This is a genomic window from Halomonas sp. McD50-4 (assembly GCF_022348135.1).
Classification (GTDB): Bacteria; Pseudomonadota; Gammaproteobacteria; order Pseudomonadales; family Halomonadaceae; genus Vreelandella; species Vreelandella piezotolerans.
The window spans coordinates 529,792-548,224 of the sequence record NZ_JAKRFG010000001.1; the positions used below are offsets into that span (position 1 = coordinate 529,792).

Below are 18,433 nucleotides of genomic sequence, written 5' to 3' on the forward strand. Positions count from 1 at the left end.
GTTTTGAGGCTACTAATGACACACTCTGTTTCTTCACCCAGCGTACTTACTTTTGGCGAAGCCATGGCAATGTTTGTGGCAGACACCACAGGAACCCTGGCGGATATTGAGCATTTTCAGCGCCGTTTGGCGGGTGCGGATAATAACGTCGCGATTGGCCTTGCTCGGTTGGGCTTCCATGTCAGTTGGTTAAGCCGGGTAGGCAATGACGGTTTTGGTCAGTTTATTCGCCAAGCACTTGAAGCCGAAGGTATCGATGGCCGACATATCCATACCGACTCCCAGCACCCTACCGGCCTGCTATTCAAAGAGCGCGCCAGCGGAGGAGCCGACCCCAAAGTTACCTATTTCAGACGCGGCAGCGCCGCCAGCCATCTTTCTTCTAACGATGTCGACGGCGTAGATTTTGATGCACTCCAGCATGTCCATGCCACCGGCATCACACCCGCCCTTTCAGACAGCGCCTGCCAGCTAACCCGTCATATCATGGAGCAGGCGCACCTTCGGGGGGCCACGATCTCCTTTGATCCGAACCTGCGCCCTTCCCTATGGCCCAGTGAAACGAAGATGCGCGACACGCTTAATGAACTTGTCTCACTAGCTGACTGGGTGCTTCCCGGGTTATCGGAAGGCCAACTCCTTACTGGTCAGAAAACGCCCTACGACATAGCAGGTTACTATCTGGATCAAGGCGCTTCAGCGGTCATCATCAAGCTGGGGCCAGAAGGCAGCTACTACCGCGGCACCCTAGCCGGCTACGAGGAAAGCTTTACCGTTGAAGGCTGCCATGTCGCGGAAGTGGTCGACACCGTAGGCGCAGGCGATGGCTTCGCGGTGGGTGTCATCAGCGCGCTGCTCGACGGTTGCTCGGCCCGCCAAGCCGCCCAACGTGGCAATCTCATTGGAGCGCAAGCCATTCAAGTCATTGGTGATATGGAAGGCCTACCCCACCGCTCACGACTTCAAGCGTTAGAAGCAGAACAAAAATTTTAATACCAACGACTTACACTATCCAAGGAGATAACAATGAAAAAACGCCTACTCGTGCAAGGCCAACTCAGTGCCGTTCAGTTAGCCACCCTTGAGCATCTATTTGAAGTCACCCAGCTATCTAAAGCGATGCCGCTGGACACTCCGACAAATCGCCATCACCTAGCAGAAGTCCATGGCATTATCGGTTCTGGCCTTGCGATTACCCCCGAATTACTGGATGCAGCGCCCAAGCTTGAAGTCATCTCGACTATATCGGTGGGTTACGACAACATTCCTGTCGATGAACTGACCCGTCGCGGCATCATGCTGTGCAATACACCCGATGTACTCACCGAAACCACCGCTGATACTGGCTTTACCCTGATCATGGCCACCGCAAGGCGGGTCGTTGAGTTAGCAGAGTGGGTCAAAGCCGGTCAGTGGGAGGCCAGTATTGGCCCTTCGCTCTATGGCAGCGACGTGCACGGCAAAACGCTGGGCATGGTGGGTTTTGGCCGCATAGGGCAAGCCGTTGCTAGACGCGCTGCTCTGGGTTTTGATATGAAGGTCCTCTACTCCAACGCTTCACCCAAGCCCGACGTCGAACGAGAGCTAAGTGCTGAACGCCGTGAACTGGACGCATTACTGGCCGAAGCTGATTTTGTCTGCGTGACCGTTCCATTGACCGCCGACACTGAACGACTGATCGGTGCCCAACAGTTCGCGCTGATGAAGCGTACCGCTATTTTTATCAATATTGCGCGTGGCAAGGTGGTCGATGAAAGCGCCTTGATCAATGCCCTAGAAAACGGGGTGATCAAAGCCGCAGGCCTGGATGTCTTTGAGCAGGAGCCACTCTCCACTTCATCGCCACTGCCTCACATGGCTAATGTGGTCGCCCTCCCTCACATCGGCTCTGCCACCCATGAAACCCGTGACGCCATGGCCCAGCGTGCGGTCGATAATATCCGTTTAGCACTGCAGGGTGAGCCGCCGATCAGCCTTGTGAACGAAGAGGTAAATCAATGAGTTCAGGCCACAGCACACCCTCGCACTTCTGCCTTCTATTCGACTGCGACGGCACCCTAGTGGATAGCGAAATACTTCTTGCTGACGTAATGGGTGAGATCTTTCCTGAGTTTGGCCTTCCCTTCTCGTCACAGCAGTATATGGAGGAGTTTCGTGGCGTGCGCTTCCATACCATCGTTCACATTTTGGAGCATCGCTTCCACAAGTTAACAGAGGAAGCGCTTAACCAGCTTGAGGCAGGAATGCGGACTCGTATGGAAGCACGCATGCGCGCCGAATTGATGGCCATCCCAGGCATACCGGATGCGCTCGCGCAGTTAAAGAGCTACCCCAAAGCAGTGGTGTCTAACGGCCCTGAGCGAAAAATCCGCTGCGCGCTAGAAAGCACACAGCTGGAAAACCACTTTCAAGGCCAGTTATTCAGCGCTTACACCCTCAATGTCTGGAAGCCAGACCCAGAGTTGTACCGTAAAGCAGCAGCTGCCATGGGGTTTGTTCCACAGCACTGCATTGTGATTGATGATGCGGCGGTGGGCGTAGAAGCAGGCTTGGCGGCAGGTATGCAGGTTATCCACCTCAACCACTTTCCCAACGAGGAGAGCACGCCCGAGGGCGCGGTGGGTATCCACCACGCCAACGAGCTGCCAGCGGTCATTGGGGAGCTAATGACAACTATCAACACCTAGCGCATACGTGGCGACCCGAATCGCGTTTAAAAGCAGGTCGCCAAGCGTTCTTTCACATTCAAAGCATCATCAACTAATAATAGTTGCCGCCATTTATCGAACGTCAGACAGGGGTGGGAGGCACCAAACGCCACGATGTCTCCCACCTCAACGTCCTGAGCATCGTTAGGCAGACGCACGAATGTGTGCTGATCCATGATTTTCGTCACCTCCCAGCCAGTGACCGATAGCAGTTGCGCGGGGGTACCAGCCTCCCGATATCGACGCAGGGCAATCGGCATCTGATCATGGCCAATATCGCGCTTGCCTAGCGCAATAATGGCAAGACCAGGCTCGGGAAGCGACTGCACCTGGGCAAAGACTTCAAGGGCGGGCTCGAGCCCCTGCTGCAAATCGGGCCGACGACTAAATACGGCGGACTGCGCCTCGCGATACAATCCATGGTCATGCACCACATAGCACCCCGGCCGCAATACAGGCGTAAAATGCTCATGTAGCGGCGCACCGTCAAAGGCTTCGGCAATGATGTCATACCAAGCGGATCCTGAAGCAGTGACAATCGGGGCAGGTGCTGCAAAGCGTTGAGCAGCTTCAAGCGCTACCGCCACTTCCACAAGATAGTTAGCGTAAGCGCGGATGCCCTCCTCAGGATTATCCCCGTGCACGACACCTTCATAGCCCTCCAGCCCAGCCAACACCAGCGCTGGCTCATTAGTAATCGTCTCGGCAAGCGAAAGAATCTGCTCCTGAGTACGGCACCCACACCGCCCGCCTGCCACGCCTACTTCAATCAGCACTGGCAACGTCAAACCACGCTCGGCAAAAAAACGACCTAACTGGCGCACGTTCTCTTGGCTATCGACCACACAGTAAAAAGTCGCCCCTTGCTCGATTAGGCTGGCAATGATGGCCATGTTGGCCTGACCAACCAACTGGTTAGCCATCAGCAGTCGAGTAATGCCATTGCTGAACGCGGCACGACACTGGGCAGCAGTTGCCAGAGTGATTCCCCACGCTCCGGCCTGAAGCTGGCGGTGGAAAAGCGCTGGGGTCATGGTGGTTTTACCGTGGGGGGCCAACTGAGCTCCATGGGATTCAGCAAATCGCTGCATCCACGCCAGGTTATGTGTAAGGGGAGTCTCATGCACCACCGCTGCAGGCAGGCTAACACCAGCCAACAGATTGGAACTGATCTCCACCCCACCCTTATCTATCGTTAACGCTTCTTGCTGCATGACCCCATTTCCTCATTCACTGCGCGTAATGAAACATCCGGCTCACGGGCCGAAATGTTAGATACTTTCACACTTATTGACATCAAGATAGAAACTAACATACTTTTTAGGCAAGGCAACCTTCAGGAGTCCACGGTGAGCCAAGAAATAGATATTTTGTCCCGTATTACCACTGACTTTGCAGCTCTTCGCGATGCAGAAAAAAAAGTCGCCGAATTGATCTTCGCCGACATCGACTTTGTTACCGAGGCGAGTATCGGCGAGATTGCCCAACGTGCCGGAGTCAGCGATGCCAGCGTGACGCGTTTTGCACGTGCCATCGGTTGCGCCAATGTGCGTGATTTGAAAACGCGCCTGACCCGGGCGCTGGCAGCCGGAAGGCGTTTCATCCAGGAAGCAACACCTGAAGACAGTTCCAGCGTGGTTTACGACATCGCCACACAGACCCTTGCACTCAACCGTGACCTGCTGGCTCAGGCCGATGTAGCGGGGGCAGTTGAACAGCTGGATAACGCACGCCAGATACTAGTTTTCGGCTCTGGAGGTGGTTCAAGCACACTCTCTCAAGAGCTACAGTTTCGCCTTGTCCGCCTGGGCTATGCGATCAGCGCCTATCCTCAAGCGCTGTTGCCCCGCATGGTGGCTTCTACCCTTGATCCAGATGATGTCGTCGTTGTGCTCTCAGTCACCGGCTACACCCCAGAGATGGTGGAGTCGGCGCAGATTGCCAAGCAGTACGGTGCTAAAGTGATTGCCATTACAGCGTTGAACTCACCACTCGCCAACACTTCCGACATCGTGCTGCCCATCACCTCCCGCGAAACTGACTTCATCTACCATCCCTCTGCATCACGCTACGCCATGCTCGCCGTCATTGATGTGCTAGCCCTGGAGCTTGCCATGCGCCATCGCGAACGTTCGCGGACTAAGCTGCGTCGGCTCAAGCTCAGCCTGGACGACCATCGTGGTGGTGATAACCGCCAGCCCTTAGGAGATTAATATGGTTTACGATCTGCTGATCCGTAACGCCAACGTGCTTGATGGCTCCGGTGCCCCACCTTTCCTGGCCGATGTCGCTATCCAAGGTGAGCGTATCTGCGCCATTGGCAAGATGCCTTATGCCACCGCTACGACCACCATTGAGGCTGACGAGCGCTATCTGGCACCCGGTTTTATCGATGTCCACACCCATGACGATACCAACGTCATTCGCACTCCAGAAATGCTGCCAAAGCTGACCCAAGGCGTCACCACCGTGGTCGTCGGTAATTGCGGAATAAGCGTCAGCCCGGTCACTCTCACTGCTGACGTCCCCGATCCGATGAACTTACTGGGTAGCGCCGAAGACTTCCGCTATCCAAGCTTCGCTGACTACGCCTCGGCCGTCGATATCGCACGGCCCAGTATCAATGTTGCTGCCCTAGTTGGGCATACCAGCCTGCGCAGCCAAGTCATGGATAGCTTTGACCGCCCTGCCAGTAACGATGAAATCGCTGCCATGGAAGTGCTGCTTCGTCAGGCACTTGATGAAGGTGCTTTAGGCCTGAGCTCCGGGCTTGCCTATCGTAACGCGATACACGCGCCAACTTCGGAGATGGCCCCTTTGGTGGCTGCCGTTGGGTATTCGGGTGGCGTCTATACCACCCATCTTCGCGATGAATTTGCAGGCTTGCTGGACGCGATGGACGAAGCATTTGCCACTGCTCGCGCAGGCCAGGTACCACTCGTGATCTCGCATTTGAAATGTGCAGGCGCAGGTAACTGGGGAGGAGCAGGAAAGGCACTGAGCAAGTTGGAAATGGCCGCCCAGCACCAGCATGCTCACTGTGATTGTTACCCTTATACGGCTGGCTCTTCGACCCTGGACCTCGGGCAAGTGACGGATGAGATAGAGATCACCATTACTTGGTCGAAACCGCACCCGGAGCAGGCACGGCGTCCTTTAAAAGAGATCGCCGCTGAGTGGGAAGTATCGCTGCTGGAAGCAGCCAGACGGTTACAGCCAGCAGGGGCGGTTTACCACAACATGAGCGAAGCGGATATGCAGCAGGTGTTGGCGCATCCGCTTTCCATGGTGGGATCGGATGGCCTACCGAACGACCCGCACCCCCACCCTAGGCTCTGGGGAGCCTTCCCTCGGGTGCTTGCCCATTACAGCCGCGATTTAAATTTGATACCGCTGGCAGAAGCGGTACGCAAGATGACCAGCCTTTCAGCCGCCAATTTTGGACTGACGGATCGAGGTATCGTCCAGGTCGGTGCCTATGCCGACCTTACCCTCTTCGACCTTGCAGTCCTGGAAGATACAGCGAACTACGAAACCCCGATTGCGGCTGCAAAAGGCATCGAGTTGGTCGTGGTAAACGGCCAGCTCGCCTATTACCAGGGGTCTATCACCGATCAGCGTTCAGGGCGAATGCTGCGCCGCACTGAGCGTATTTCCCAAGTAATACCATCCAATCAGGAGTCAATATCATGAGCATCACACGTTATGGAACTGAAGGCGGTGTAGGTACTGGCGGTCAAAAACTGCCGTTTGCCCGCGCTGTCGAGGCCGGTGGTTGGCTATACGTATCAGGACAAACCCCTATGACCGATGGTGAAGTCGTGGAGGGCGGCATTGTTGAGCAGACCCGCCTCGCCTTCGATAACTGCTTGGCCATCATGCAAGAGGCAGGATATGGCGTCGAAGACGTTGTGCATGTCACTACGGTGTTGACCGATGCCCGCTATTTCACGTCTTTCAACAAGGTCTTCAAAGAAATATTCGGCGACAACCCACCGGCTCGTATTTGCAGCGTTCAAGACTTAGTCGTGGATTGCAAAGTAGAAGTCGATGTGAAGTGTTACCGAGCTGATCGCGTCTAGGCACCGCAACAGCAGCACCTCAAAAAAGAGCCGCACCCCGGCAAGGGTGCGGCGCCAGATTGCCGCTTGATCACGATAAAAGTCCCGCGGCAATCGCTTCCATTGCCTACCTATCGGCCGCGGCAACGGCCGGATAAACAACGATAAGAGGTTACCATGAACAGTCAAATATTCCTTGCCGCCTTTGTGCTCTATATTATCGCCATGATCGTCTTTGGATGGTGGGTGTCACGACATAAACGTGGCAGCGGTGACGACTTTTTGCTTGGCGGGCGAAGTGTTCCCCTATTTCTCACCGTGGGCACCACGGTCGCCACAATGGTGGGTACCGGTTCCAGCATGGGGGCCGTTGGCTTTGGTTATGCAAATGGCTGGGCGGGGGCGCTCTACGGTATCGGTGGTGCCATTGGGGTGCTTCTACTCGCCGTCTGCTTTGCCCCTGTGCGTAAACTTCGCTTCATGACGATGAGTGAAGAGCTGGCCTATTACGTTGGCGCGAATCGGTTAGTGCGTAACATTGTTGCGCTTCTCATCTATATCGCCTGCATTGGCTGGCTCGGTGCCCATATTCTTGGCGGTGGCCTGTACCTCTCCTGGATGGCGGGTATCGACCTGACCACGGCACGTATTCTGGTGGCACTGGGCTTTGGCATTTACTGCGTGGTGGGCGGCTACTTTGCGGTCATCTGGACCGACACCATTCAAGCCATCGTGCTCTTTGCAGGCTTTATTTTGATGGCCGCGCTGGCACTGGTGGAAGTGGGCGGTTTCTCAGGGCTTACTGCAGGTATGGACGCAGGTGCCATCAGTTTTCTAGGCATTGGTCAGATTGGTGCACTGCCGGCATTGTCTCTAGCCGCTGTCATTGCGATTGGCGTGCTGGCCACGCCTTCGTTTCGGCAGCGGATCTATTCCGGCGAATCCGTCGGTTCGGTACGTCGTTCGTTCTTGATCACGGGTGTTCTTTATCTCGGGTTCTCAATCATTCCTGCCATTATCGGTATGGCCACCCACGCTCTCAATCCAGGGCTTGAGAATAGCAACTACGCCTTTCCCTTCCTGGCGACGGAAATCATGCCATTAGGATTGGGGCTACTGCTGTTGGTAGCAGGCCTCTCTGCGACCATGTCGAGCGCAAGCTCCGACGCCATCGCCGGTGTGTCCACGCTGATCCGAGACCTCTATGTACTCGCCACGGGCCGCACCCCGTCAGCCCGCAACGTGGTGCGCTTCTCACGGATCGCCCTGGTAGCCACCATTGGTTTAGCACTGCTGTTCGCGCTTGCCTCGGACAACGTAATTACCTACATCACCCGCATGATCTCGACGATTCTGTCAGGACTGTTTATGAGCGCCATGCTGGGGCGCTTCTGGCCACGCTACAACTGGCAGGGTGCCATTGCCACACTGCTATGTGCCTCCGCCACTTCCTTGATCATTATCGCCAACAGCGATTGGACAGCTTTCTGGGGCAATCCCAGCATCCCTGCCGTTCTCGCTGCGCTGGTGGCCGGGGTCGTTGTGAGCCTACTGACACCGGCCTCGCAGGTCTCCCCTGATCAGGCACTGGCAATTCTTGACCAAGAACGCCAGCGCATGGAGCAAGTGCCAGAGCCAACGCTCACCGGCGCTGAAGCGACCTCAACGACTCGCTAACCGCCAAAAAGCTGAAAAAAAGCCCCACGATTGTGAACTGACACCTCAACCGTGGGGCTTTGATTGGTACTAAAGAACTTATAGCGCCGCTAAAGCCTCGCTAAAGCTCTTCTGGATCAGAGCTTGATAGGCCGCCGTCACCGCCAGCGCGAACTCATCGTTTTTAGCCAGTTCGCTGGGCACGACATCGTCCATGGCTAAGAAGGCGGCTACCAGCGCCTCTGCGTCTGAGCGGCTGCTGGAATCATGCCTCTGATGCAATTGCGCAAAGCGTTTGGCCAACGGGTCATCGACCGTATAGCGATTACCCTGGAGATCTTCACCTGCGGTATAACGGATCCAGGCCGCCATGCCGAGTGCCACACAAGGTGAGGGTTGGCCAGTACCAGCACGCTCCAGCGTACCCGACAACCATCGCTGCGGAAGCTTCTGGCTTCCATCCATGGCAATTTGCTGCAGGCGGTGACGCAAACTGTCATTGGCGAAGCGCGCCAATAGCGAGTCGGCATAAGCCACTAAGTCGATACCCTCGGGCATATCGAGTGTCGGTGCGGCTTCCTCAAGCATGTAGCGACGCAACAGTGTGCGCAGTTCAGCTTGATGAATACCGTCAACAACCGTCTCAATGCCTGCCAGTGCACCAAGATAGGCAAGCAGTGAATGACTGCCGTTCAACATGCGCAGCTTCATGGTTTCAAAAGGGGCCACATCGGCCACCATTTCCACCCCTTCTGCTTCCCAGCTTGGCCGCCCCTGGGGAAAGTGGTCTTCAACCACCCACTGGGAGAAGGCTTCACACACCACGGCATTGGCATCGGCTATTCCCAGCGCCGCCAAACGCTCAAAGTCTGTATCCGTCATGGCTGGCACAATGCGATCTACCATACTGCAGGGAAAGGCAACCTCATCGGCAATCCAGCGGGCCAGCGTCGGATCGCGGTACTCGGCCAATTGCACTACCGCCTGCCGTGTACGCGTTCCGTTGTCGGGCATGTTGTCGCAAGAGAGCACTGTAAAGGGAGGAATCACCGCCTCACGCCGCCGCGCTAACGCTTCCACCAACAATCCAGGCGCGGTTCGGGGCTGTTGCGGAGAGGCGATATCTTCGATGATCATAGAATCATCACTTCTTAACTCACCGCTCGCCGGGTTGAGAAAGTAGCCCTTTTCGGTGACCGTCAAAGTAACGATACGAGTGTCTGCAGAGGCCAATCGTGCCAGTAACGCTTCCCTATCCCGGCCCCAGTCGCCAGCGTGATCACGGCCAGAAAAGAGGGTCTCTTCGATCACCCCGATTTCACGCAGCGTAAGGTGTTGGCTGTTGGCGTACTCCGCTACATGATAACGATACCCTGCCTCAGCAAGATCATCGACCAGCCCAATACTGGAACGCAAATTAGCGCTACACACGCCCCACCCAACATCACCGCTGCGCTGACGGTAGCGCTCTAGGTACACCGCCTGATGAGCACGATGAAATGCACCAAGTCCGAGATGAACAATGGCCAGCTGGCTCGATGGCGGAGCTGCAGATATAGACTCAACGTTTGGCATCGTTAGCTCCTACCAGTGCCACAACGTACCATCTTCCAGGCGATTCACCGGAAGGCTGGCACGTTTATAGGGGTATTGTTTGGCCAGCGTTTCATCAATATCCACCCCGTGCCCCGGTGTTTCACCGACAATGAAGTGCCCATCGACAAACTGGTAATCATGCGAGAAAACGGTATCTACCACTGCCTCGTGGGGCATATGTTCCTGAATACCGAAATTAGGCACCCACGTATCGAAATGAATAGCGGCACCCAGGCATACCGGTGATAGATCCGTGGCCCCATGAAAGCCCGTACGGACATGGTAAAGCGACGCAAGATCAGCGATTCTGCGCATGTGGGTAATGCCACCGCCATGACTCAGCGGCGTACGAATATAGTCAATCAGCTGTGCTTCCAACAACTCGCGATAGTCATGAATTGAATTGAACACCTCCCCCACTGCTAACGGCGTGGTTGAGTGCTGGCGAATGAGCCGAAAGCTTTCTTGATTCTCTGCTGGCACACAATCTTCCAGCCAAAACAGATGGTAGGGTTCTACTTCCTTCGCTAGACGCGCGGCTTCAATGGGCGTCAAACGGTGGTGAACGTCGTGCAGGACATGGATGTCGGCACCGAACTGCTCCCGCACGGCCTCGAATAGCTTGGGCACGTGGTTCAAATACTTTTCGGTACTCCAGACATTCTCACTGGGCAATTCTGCATCGGCGGGCTCATAGCGCTCTCCGTCCTTCTTGGTCACGCCGTACGTGGTAGGAATACCCGGGACACCTGCTTGCACTCTGACCGCGCGATAGCCCAGCTTCACATGTTTCTCTACCTCACTGAGACAAGCATCAATATCCTTGCCAGTACAGTGAGCATAGGTCATCACTCGCTCACGGCTTTTCCCACCCAGTAACTGATAGAGCGGCAACCCTGCCACCTTGGCCTTGATATCCCAAAGAGCCAAGTCCACCGCCGCGATGGCCGACATAGTGACAGGCCCACGCCGCCAGTAAGCACCGCGATAAAGAAAGTGCCATATATCTTCAATTCGGCTTGCATCACGGCCAATCAGCGCCGGTAGAACATGCTCTTCCAGGTAAGCCACCACTGCCAGCTCACGCCCATTCAGCGTCGCGTCACCAATACCGTAAACACCGGATTCAGTAATAATTTTGAGTGTTACAAAGTTACGTCCTGGTGACGTAACAATTAAATAAGCGTCACTTATAATCATCATTATTCCATTACGAAGAGTAAAAGGTAATCAACGCTCAAAGAGGTAGCGCTGCACATTGTCATAACAAACGGCGCGCACCATTTCCCCGACTCGATCCACGTCGCTAGGTAGCTCACCACGCATCATCTGAGCCCCCAGCATCTGGCAAAAAATACGCCGGAAATAGTCATGCCTGGAAAAGGACAAAAGACTGCGTGAGTCTGTCAGCATGCCAACGAAGTGACGCAACAAACCAAACTGCATCTGGGTCGTTAACTGCCGCTCCATGCCATCACGCTGGTCGTTAAACCACCAGGCAGCGCCAAATTGAACCTTGCCGGGAATGCCATCCCCCTGAAAAGAACCGGCAAGACCCGCCAACATCTCGTTGTCCCGTGGGTTGAGGTTATAAAGTACGGTACGTGGAAGCTGATGTTCCTGATCGAGCGCGTCCAACAGCGCCGCCAAGGGTTCGGCATAGGTAGTATCACCAATGGCATCGAAGCCGCTGTTCGCTCCTATCTCACGTCGCCCCCGCTGGCTTAAGTCACGCAAGGCACCAATGTGGAGCTGCATGACCCAGCCCCGTCGGGCATACTCCTTGCCCAGCCATAACAGAACAGCCGTGGTAAAACCGTGGGCGTCATCACTGCTCAGCGCCTCCCCGCCCTTTCTTCGCTCCAGAATACGATCAAGCGCATGGGCGGCAGGTGGTACGACAAACACTGGCTTTTCTAAGCTGTGATCGGAAAGGCAGCACCCTGCCCCCTCGAAATGTTCCAATCGTTGGTAAAGAGCTGCCAATAAATCATCGAAGCGCTGAATGGTCAGGCCGCTGGCCGCTTCGAGCTTTGCCAGATAATCGATAAAACCCGGTTGCTCAATCTTGAGTACCAAGTCGGCACGGAAAGTAGGCAGCATGGTTGGGCCAGCGCCACTGGTTGCATGCCGTTGGTGGTCGGCCAAGCTGTCGGTGGGGTCATCCGTGGTACAAATGGTACGTACGTTGAAGCGCTTTAAGATCCCTTGAGCACTGAGCTGAGGCGTTGCCAACCGCTGCTGCGAGGTCTGCCACACTTCCTCCGCCGTTTCTGCCGAAAGAAGCACATCGTTGATCCCCAGTGGCTCGCGCAATTCAAGGTGGGTCCAATGATAGAGAGGATTGCCCAAGCAATCCGGCACGGTTTCTGCCCATGCTTGAAAGCGCTCCCGATCACTGACATTCCCGGTAATAAGCTGCTCTGCGACACCCGCGCACCGCATGGCTCGCCATTTATAGTGATCGCCCTTGAGCCAAAGTTGGGTCAAGTTATCAAATTGAACGTCGTTAACTATTTCAAGTGGGTCCAAGTGCGAGTGATAGTCGCAAATCGGCATGACAGCAGCATGTTCATGATAGAGCCGTCGGGCAGCTTCATTTTCCAATAAAAAATCTGCACCTATGAACTCAATTTGGTCGTTAAACTTCATCGTTACTCCTGGGTCATTGAGACATTCATAGGAACTTCTACCCAAGTAACAAGTTGGGCAAAAACAGAACAATATCCGGGAAGAAAAGAATACCCAGAACCACTACGAAGACCGCAAAAGCGAAAGGCAGTAGTTCACGGCTATACTCATAAAACGAGCAGCGTAAAATGCCGCATACGGTATACATCGAAATACCGACCGGGGGTGTCATGCCGCCGAAAGTGACCAGTGTCATCATAAGCAGCCCGAAATGAACAGGATCAATACCAGCCGCTTTAATAACCGGTACTAAAATGGGGGTCAGCAACATCACCACAACAGTAGCCTCAAGCAGCATGCCTAAAAAGACCAGCAGCAACGACACGGTAAGCAGTAAGGTGATATGGCTGGAGAACACGCCAAGGGTTAATTCAGCGATTGTTTGCGGGACTCTTTCAAAAGAAACGACATAACCGATAATGCCCGAGAACATAATAATGAGCATAATCATGCCAATATCTCGCACGCTGGCACGCATGGCATTCAGGATTTCGTTCACCCCCATCACCTGATGGATAACACACCCTACTAACAGCGCATAAGCAACGGCAAACGCACCTGCTTCGGAAGGTGTAAACAATCCATAACGGATACCTACCAACAGCCACACGGGGAAGAGTATGGCCCAGATACTACTACGCAGTGCCTTCAAGACTTCTGAGCCAGTAGGCAAGTGCTCTCTAACGGGCTGATAGCCGCGTCGTTTGGCCATAATGTAAGTAGTCACCATTAACGCAACCATCAATAAAAAACCGGGGACCAACCCGGCTATGAAGAGTCGCCCTATCGAGACTTCCCCAAGGTAGCCATACAGAATCAAACCGATGCTGGGTGGAATCGTCGCCGTAATTAAGCCACCGATAGACAGCACCGCCCCTGTAAATCCAGAAGAGTAGCCACCCTTGATCATGCTTTTCCCCAACACACGGGACTGCATAGCGGCATCGGCCACTGCGGAGCCTGACACCCCACCCATCAACGTGCTCAGCACAATGCTTGCCTGCGCCAAACCGCCGCTCATCCACCCCGCCAACAGGGTAGAGAGATGAACTAAGCGAGGGGTAATGCCACTGGCATTCATTAAGTGGCCGATAAAAATAAACAACGGAACGGCCAAGAGCGGAAAAGACTGTGTCGAAGAGACGACTCGCTGCACAGCGATACTCGTTGGCAAGAATGTTTCAGGTAGCAAAAAGTAAGAAAAGCCCGCAATTCCAATAGCAAATGCGACAGGCATGCCAATGGCCATAAGAAACAGGCCAAAAACCAGTAATAGCGCGGCTGTCATAGCGACTCCTCCACCATGTCGTCATCGTCAGCCATCAAGCTACCCATAACACCATTAGCGGATATGCGACGTACCAATGAAACCATCATAAGCAAAGCACCAATCGGAAGCGCCAAAGTGATATAACCATAACTTAGCCCCGCCACTCCCATTGGGCGCTGCCAGTTTGAGGTGGCTAAACCAAAGCCATACCAAGCAAGAAGAACTAAAAAGAGCAGCATCATCGCAATACACAAACTGGTAATCATGAATTGCAACTTAGCGGGTAACCGAATAACCAGCGCGTCAATGCGCACCTGACCACCGTGACGTAGCGTGATGTCGGCACCTAACACGGCAGTCCAGATAAACAGGAATTGCGCCAATTCAGCACCACCGGCGAAGGGACTTCCGACGGCTCTAGCGGTTGAGCTAATAAACATCGTGAGAGAGGTACCTCCGAGCAGCAAGATGGCTAACCACTCCTCACCTTTATCGTACCAATGCCACATACAGCATTCCTCGCCCCATAGGGCATATGGATGGTGGGGTTAATAGCAAAGAGAAAAGGGGAAAGCTCCTGCCCAGAGAACCAATACGGGCAGGAGCGGAGACTCATTCTCCAGAGAGCAGTTGCTTGCGATATTGGTCGTAGCCTAACTCTTCATAGACGCTGCCAACGCGCTCCCGGAATAGATCGATATCTACATCGGTAAATGTGACGCCTTCAGCTTCCATCCTCTCCCGCACAGCGGCCTGTGCTTCTATGGTGGCTTGACTCGCCGCGTCACCCGCCTTTAAGAGTTCTTCATCGAGAATAGTGCGTAGCTCTTCAGGCAAAGTTTGATACCACTGATCAGAAGTGGCGATCCCCGTCATTAAATGAATATGATTCGTTAATGCCACATTCGTAATCACTTCATGGAGGTTTTGGCCTTCGGCAGCAGTTAATTGTGCTTCTGCGCCATCAATGGAGCCTAATTGAAGCGCAGAGTAAACTTCCGACCAGGGCAAGGGAGTGGCGGTTGCCCCCATGGCTTCAATTGTTTTTACCCATACTGGGGAGTTGATTGTTCGTACACGTACGCCATTCAAGTCGTCAGGTGCCTTGACTTCATTCTGAGTCAGCATCTGCCGCGACCCCTGGAACCAGTTGTAATTAAGTAGACGAAGGCCACTCACGCCTGCCAACCCTTCCACCCACTCCTGATACAGCGGCGACGCGGTTATTTGAGCGTAATCACGCGAGTCTTCAACCAAGTAAGGAGCACTTAAGATGCCAAGCTCTGGTTGATATTCCGATAAACGGCCAGCATCAATGAGAATAGCGATATTGGCACCACTGCGGATTTGCTCTACGACATCTTCATCGGAGCCCAACTGGCTATTCGGGAAAATCTGGATCGTCAGCTCACCATCAGAACGCTCTTCAATACTTTGCTGAGCGCTCTGCAAAGCCTGTGCGATAGGATCTTGGGGGCTCAATGCGATAGAGACATTGAGCTGGTAAGCAGCGTGTGCAGTTTGACTTGCGACAACCAGCGCAATCGCTGGGAGTAACCGTGCGAGTTTCATCTTCAACTCCTCAAGATAATTATTATTGGTCATTTTTTCACCAGCATTACGGCTGGAACTACGTCATGCAGGGCAATCATTCATCTGGTTTATATGGCTGTGTTTATGTGGAACGTGCTGGAGCAGCCAATCCCACTCCTGCAAATAAATCGGGGAAACGACGCTCAAGTTCAGGCAACGAATTCAGGATTTCACGCTGATGAACACTCATCGCCTTCTCGGCGGCGTCACTATCTGAAGCCGCTATTGCATCGACGATTGCCTGATGCTGATCGGCTAACTTAGGGATCGGTGTAGAGTCAGGAATACTCAAATAACGTACCCGGTCCAATTGCGCCTTCACATCTTCGATGACGTTCCATGCCATGATTTGTCCTGTGGAAAAGGCCAATGTGCGATGAAACATCTCATCAAGAAAAAAGAAGCGGTCATGGTCCTGGCGCTCAATACAGCTGCGCTGGCGCTCAATCAGTTCGTTAAGCTCCATTAGCACACTTTCAGTAAGTGCCCCCTTGGCGGCTTCCAGCGTAATGGCGACCTCCAATGACTCGCGGATAAAGCGTGCTTCCAGAACCGCCTGTCGGGAAATGCCCACCACATACGTGCCTCGTTGAGGGCGCACTTCAACCAACCCTGCCTCTGAGAGGCGGATAAACGCCTCTCTCACGGGCTGGCGACTGACAGCGAATAAATCCGCAATCTCCTTTTCAGAAAGCGCCTGCCCCGGTGCCAGCACCATGCGAATAATCGCTTGCCGCAATACGTTATAGAGACGTTGGCGCACCGAAACATCACTACCTTCCCTCTGCCACATCCCTTGCAAATCTGTCTTCATGTTACTCCAGAAAGTGCTTATGCACGCCAACTGATACAACTAGTATGGTAGTATGGATGAAATAAAAAAAGGCTAAATGAATTAGCCTTTAGTCGACTAAGCAACTTCTCACATAAAAAACTACTTATTCAGCTGTATGTCACTCTCTTTCAGACCTCAGAACTGCTCCCACTCACCCGCTGACGACTGCTTGGAGGGCAGCACTTTGGCGGCGGACTGATGGAGCCCAAGCGGCTGCGAGCGGCGTAGCGCTGGCAAAGGCTGCGCGCCTTGTGAGGTTCTGAAGGCGTTGACGCTGTTGGTCAGAGCGGCGGCTTCCCCACTGAGGGTATCTGCCACCCGCCGGTAGCTCTCCATATCCGAGGCGCTGGCTTGGGTCGTGCTGTCGATCTCGGCAATGGCTAGTCCTACTTGGGCAACGCCGTCGCTCTGCTCGCTGGCCGCTCGGCTAATCTCTGCCATCAGGTCGTTGACCCGCTGACTGGCATGTCGGATACGTTGGGTCGCCGCTTGCGTTTCTCGCGTATGAGACGCGCTTTCCAGCACGCTTTGATTGGTGTCCACGATCATGCGCTGCACTTCTTTGGCCGCTTCAGCGGTCTGATTGGAGAGCTTTCGCACCTCTTGGGCCACTACCGCAAAGCCACGTCCGTGTTCGCCAGCACGCGCCGCTTCCACCGACGCATTGAGAGCCAGAATATTGGTTTGAAACGCGATGGCATCGATGGCTTGCACCATGTGTTTCATCCGTTCGGACTGCTTGGTCAACGCGTCCATGGCCTGAGCCAACTCGTCTGTCAGGCGCGACGCGTTGCCCACTTCGGCGAGGTTGGTATCGGCCGCCTTGCTCGCAAGCTGCGCATTCGAGGCGCTTTGACGCACGGTGCTGGAAATCTCCTCCATGCTGGCAGCCGTCTCTTGTACCGCGGAGGCTTGCTGTTCCAGGCGATCCGCCATGTTGGCGTTATTGCTTAGAATTTGGCTCACCACCGGGCCAATGGTGTCCATATTGCGCTGAATATCACTGGCGGTAGAGAGCAGCGAGCGGCGCATGAGCTGAAGTGCCTCAAGCGTTTGACGAAGCGATTGGCGGCGAGTGGAAGGAATCACCGTGTTCAAGTTGCCCGCTGCCAGCTGCAGCGCAATGTCTTTCAGCGATGCGACCGAACGACTCAAGGAGCCTAGCAGCAACGCGTTCACCGACCAGATCGCACTTGCCAGCACTAGGGCAAGCACAGCCAAAGACCAGCTCTCGAGAGAAAAGCGTTGCGTGATCCACAAGCCACCCCCCAGTAGCACTACGCTCGCCAAAGACGACAGAACGACGCGCGCCTTCACTCCCTCCCACTGAAACGATGGCAACTTGCCGCGCAACCCTTTGCGCTTGAGTTTGCCGCGCTTTAAATAGTAGGGGCAGTTGTTTTCACGCATTTGACGATACAGGTGATCGAAATAGCGCGCCTTCTCTTCACCCGCATAAGAGCGAAGCGACGCGTAGCCTTGTAGCTCGCCTTTATCGACGACGGGCACGACATTGGCGTGCACCCAGTAGTGGTCGCCGTTTTTACGGCGATTTTTGACGTATCCTTGCCAAGAGAGCCCTTCTCTCAGGGTTGCCCACATATCCCGGTACACCTCGGGCGGCATATCCGGATGCCGAACGACGTTGTGCGGTTCATTCATCAACTCTTCGATGGCGAAGCCGCTCACCTCGATAAAGCGCGGGTTGGCATACGTAATATAGCCGTTGATATCCGTGCGGGAGATTAAGAAGTCATCGGGTTCAATCGGATAATTCGTTTGTGATACATAGCCGTTATTACGCATTGCCACCCCCTTTGGGAGAATACTTTTTACACCTGCAAGCCCAGTAGGCGTACTATGGCTCAGACGCTAAAAAAAGTAACGGTAGTTACCTAGCCCGGATTTCTCATAGCACCTCAGCAAGTATCTTACCCAAGACGTAATGCTACTAAAAACCTATTGGCACGGTTTAAACTGCCTACTTTTTAACCACTTCCCGTCGTTCAGACACACTTCCCCC

16 protein-coding genes are annotated in these 18,433 nt (G+C 54.3%); 7 read left to right on the forward strand and 9 right to left on the reverse strand.

Annotated features, from left to right (window positions below):
- Positions 1-15 precede the first annotated feature (15 nt).
- Genes MHM85_RS02530 through MHM85_RS02540 form a run of 3 tightly spaced genes read left to right on the forward strand, consistent with a single transcriptional unit; the run spans position 16 to position 2,687 of the window.
- Positions 16-993 carry a sugar kinase gene (locus MHM85_RS02530; RefSeq protein ID WP_139527069.1) on the forward strand — a complete coding sequence of 326 codons (978 nt, stop codon included), beginning with the start codon at positions 16-18 and terminating at the stop codon, positions 991-993.
- A 33-nt stretch (positions 994-1,026) separates the two neighbouring features.
- Positions 1,027-2,001 carry a D-glycerate dehydrogenase gene (locus MHM85_RS02535; protein ID WP_239284406.1) on the forward strand — a complete coding sequence of 325 codons (975 nt, stop codon included), beginning with the start codon at positions 1,027-1,029 and terminating at the stop codon, positions 1,999-2,001.
- On the forward strand, positions 1,998-2,687 hold the full coding sequence (locus MHM85_RS02540; protein ID WP_239284416.1) for an HAD-IA family hydrolase: 690 nt from the start codon (positions 1,998-2,000) through the stop codon (positions 2,685-2,687). Before MHM85_RS02535 ends, MHM85_RS02540 begins: the two co-directional genes overlap by 4 nt.
- Before the next feature lie 26 nt (positions 2,688-2,713).
- Here MHM85_RS02540 and MHM85_RS02545 read toward each other — a convergent pair whose 3' ends face one another.
- Positions 2,714-3,922, reverse strand: a complete 1,209-nt coding sequence (locus MHM85_RS02545) for an amino acid deaminase (RefSeq protein ID WP_139527066.1) — start codon at positions 3,920-3,922, stop codon at positions 2,714-2,716.
- A 54-nt stretch (positions 3,923-3,976) separates the two neighbouring features.
- Between MHM85_RS02545 and MHM85_RS02550 the strand changes: the two genes are divergently transcribed.
- The 4 genes from MHM85_RS02550 to MHM85_RS02565 all read left to right on the forward strand — a co-directional run bounded on the left by MHM85_RS02550 (position 3,977) and on the right by MHM85_RS02565 (position 8,446).
- Entirely contained in the window at positions 3,977-4,921 is a 945-nt protein-coding gene (locus tag MHM85_RS02550) for a MurR/RpiR family transcriptional regulator (protein WP_239284435.1), read from the forward strand.
- Between the two features lies 1 nt (position 4,922).
- Positions 4,923-6,401 (forward strand): D-aminoacylase, encoded by a 1,479-nt coding sequence (locus MHM85_RS02555; protein WP_139527065.1) that lies wholly within the window; start codon positions 4,923-4,925, stop codon positions 6,399-6,401.
- Positions 6,398-6,790 (forward strand): RidA family protein, encoded by a 393-nt coding sequence (locus MHM85_RS02560; protein ID WP_139527064.1) that lies wholly within the window; start codon positions 6,398-6,400, stop codon positions 6,788-6,790. The genes MHM85_RS02555 and MHM85_RS02560 overlap by 4 nt, the downstream gene beginning before the upstream one ends.
- Before the next feature lie 156 nt (positions 6,791-6,946).
- Positions 6,947-8,446 carry a sodium:solute symporter family protein gene (locus tag MHM85_RS02565; RefSeq protein WP_139527063.1) on the forward strand — a complete coding sequence of 500 codons (1,500 nt, stop codon included), beginning with the start codon at positions 6,947-6,949 and terminating at the stop codon, positions 8,444-8,446.
- Positions 8,447-8,524: 78 nt separating this feature from the next.
- Here the strand turns inward: MHM85_RS02565 and MHM85_RS02570 are convergent, their stop codons facing one another.
- The 8 genes from MHM85_RS02570 to MHM85_RS02605 form a co-directional block, all read right to left on the reverse strand.
- Positions 8,525-10,000: a mannitol dehydrogenase family protein gene (locus MHM85_RS02570; RefSeq protein ID WP_239284447.1), complete on the reverse strand. Its 1,476-nt coding sequence runs from the start codon at positions 9,998-10,000 to the stop codon at positions 8,525-8,527.
- 9 nt (positions 10,001-10,009) lie between these two features.
- The gene (gene manD / locus MHM85_RS02575; RefSeq protein ID WP_139527061.1) at positions 10,010-11,221 is read right to left on the reverse strand and encodes a D-mannonate dehydratase ManD; all 1,212 of its coding nucleotides are present in this window, start codon (positions 11,219-11,221) and stop codon (positions 10,010-10,012) included.
- A 30-nt stretch (positions 11,222-11,251) separates the two neighbouring features.
- Positions 11,252-12,673, reverse strand: a complete 1,422-nt coding sequence (gene uxaC, locus MHM85_RS02580) for a glucuronate isomerase (RefSeq protein ID WP_239284458.1) — start codon at positions 12,671-12,673, stop codon at positions 11,252-11,254.
- Positions 12,674-12,710: 37 nt separating this feature from the next.
- Entirely contained in the window at positions 12,711-14,000 is a 1,290-nt protein-coding gene (locus MHM85_RS02585; RefSeq protein WP_139527059.1) for a TRAP transporter large permease, read from the reverse strand.
- Complete coding sequence (locus MHM85_RS02590; protein ID WP_139527058.1) at positions 13,997-14,491, reverse strand: TRAP transporter small permease; 495 nt, start codon at positions 14,489-14,491, stop codon at positions 13,997-13,999. The genes MHM85_RS02585 and MHM85_RS02590 overlap by 4 nt, the downstream gene beginning before the upstream one ends.
- 103 nt (positions 14,492-14,594) lie before the next feature.
- Positions 14,595-15,587: a C4-dicarboxylate TRAP transporter substrate-binding protein gene (locus MHM85_RS02595; protein ID WP_239284460.1), complete on the reverse strand. Its 993-nt coding sequence runs from the start codon at positions 15,585-15,587 to the stop codon at positions 14,595-14,597.
- 70 nt (positions 15,588-15,657) lie between these two features.
- Positions 15,658-16,389 (reverse strand): GntR family transcriptional regulator, encoded by a 732-nt coding sequence (locus tag MHM85_RS02600; protein WP_239284462.1) that lies wholly within the window; start codon positions 16,387-16,389, stop codon positions 15,658-15,660.
- Positions 16,390-16,545: 156 nt separating this feature from the next.
- A complete protein-coding gene (locus MHM85_RS02605; protein WP_153842804.1) occupies positions 16,546-18,216 on the reverse strand; it encodes a PAS domain-containing methyl-accepting chemotaxis protein in 1,671 nt (556 codons plus the stop codon).
- Positions 18,217-18,433: the final 217 nt, after the last annotated feature.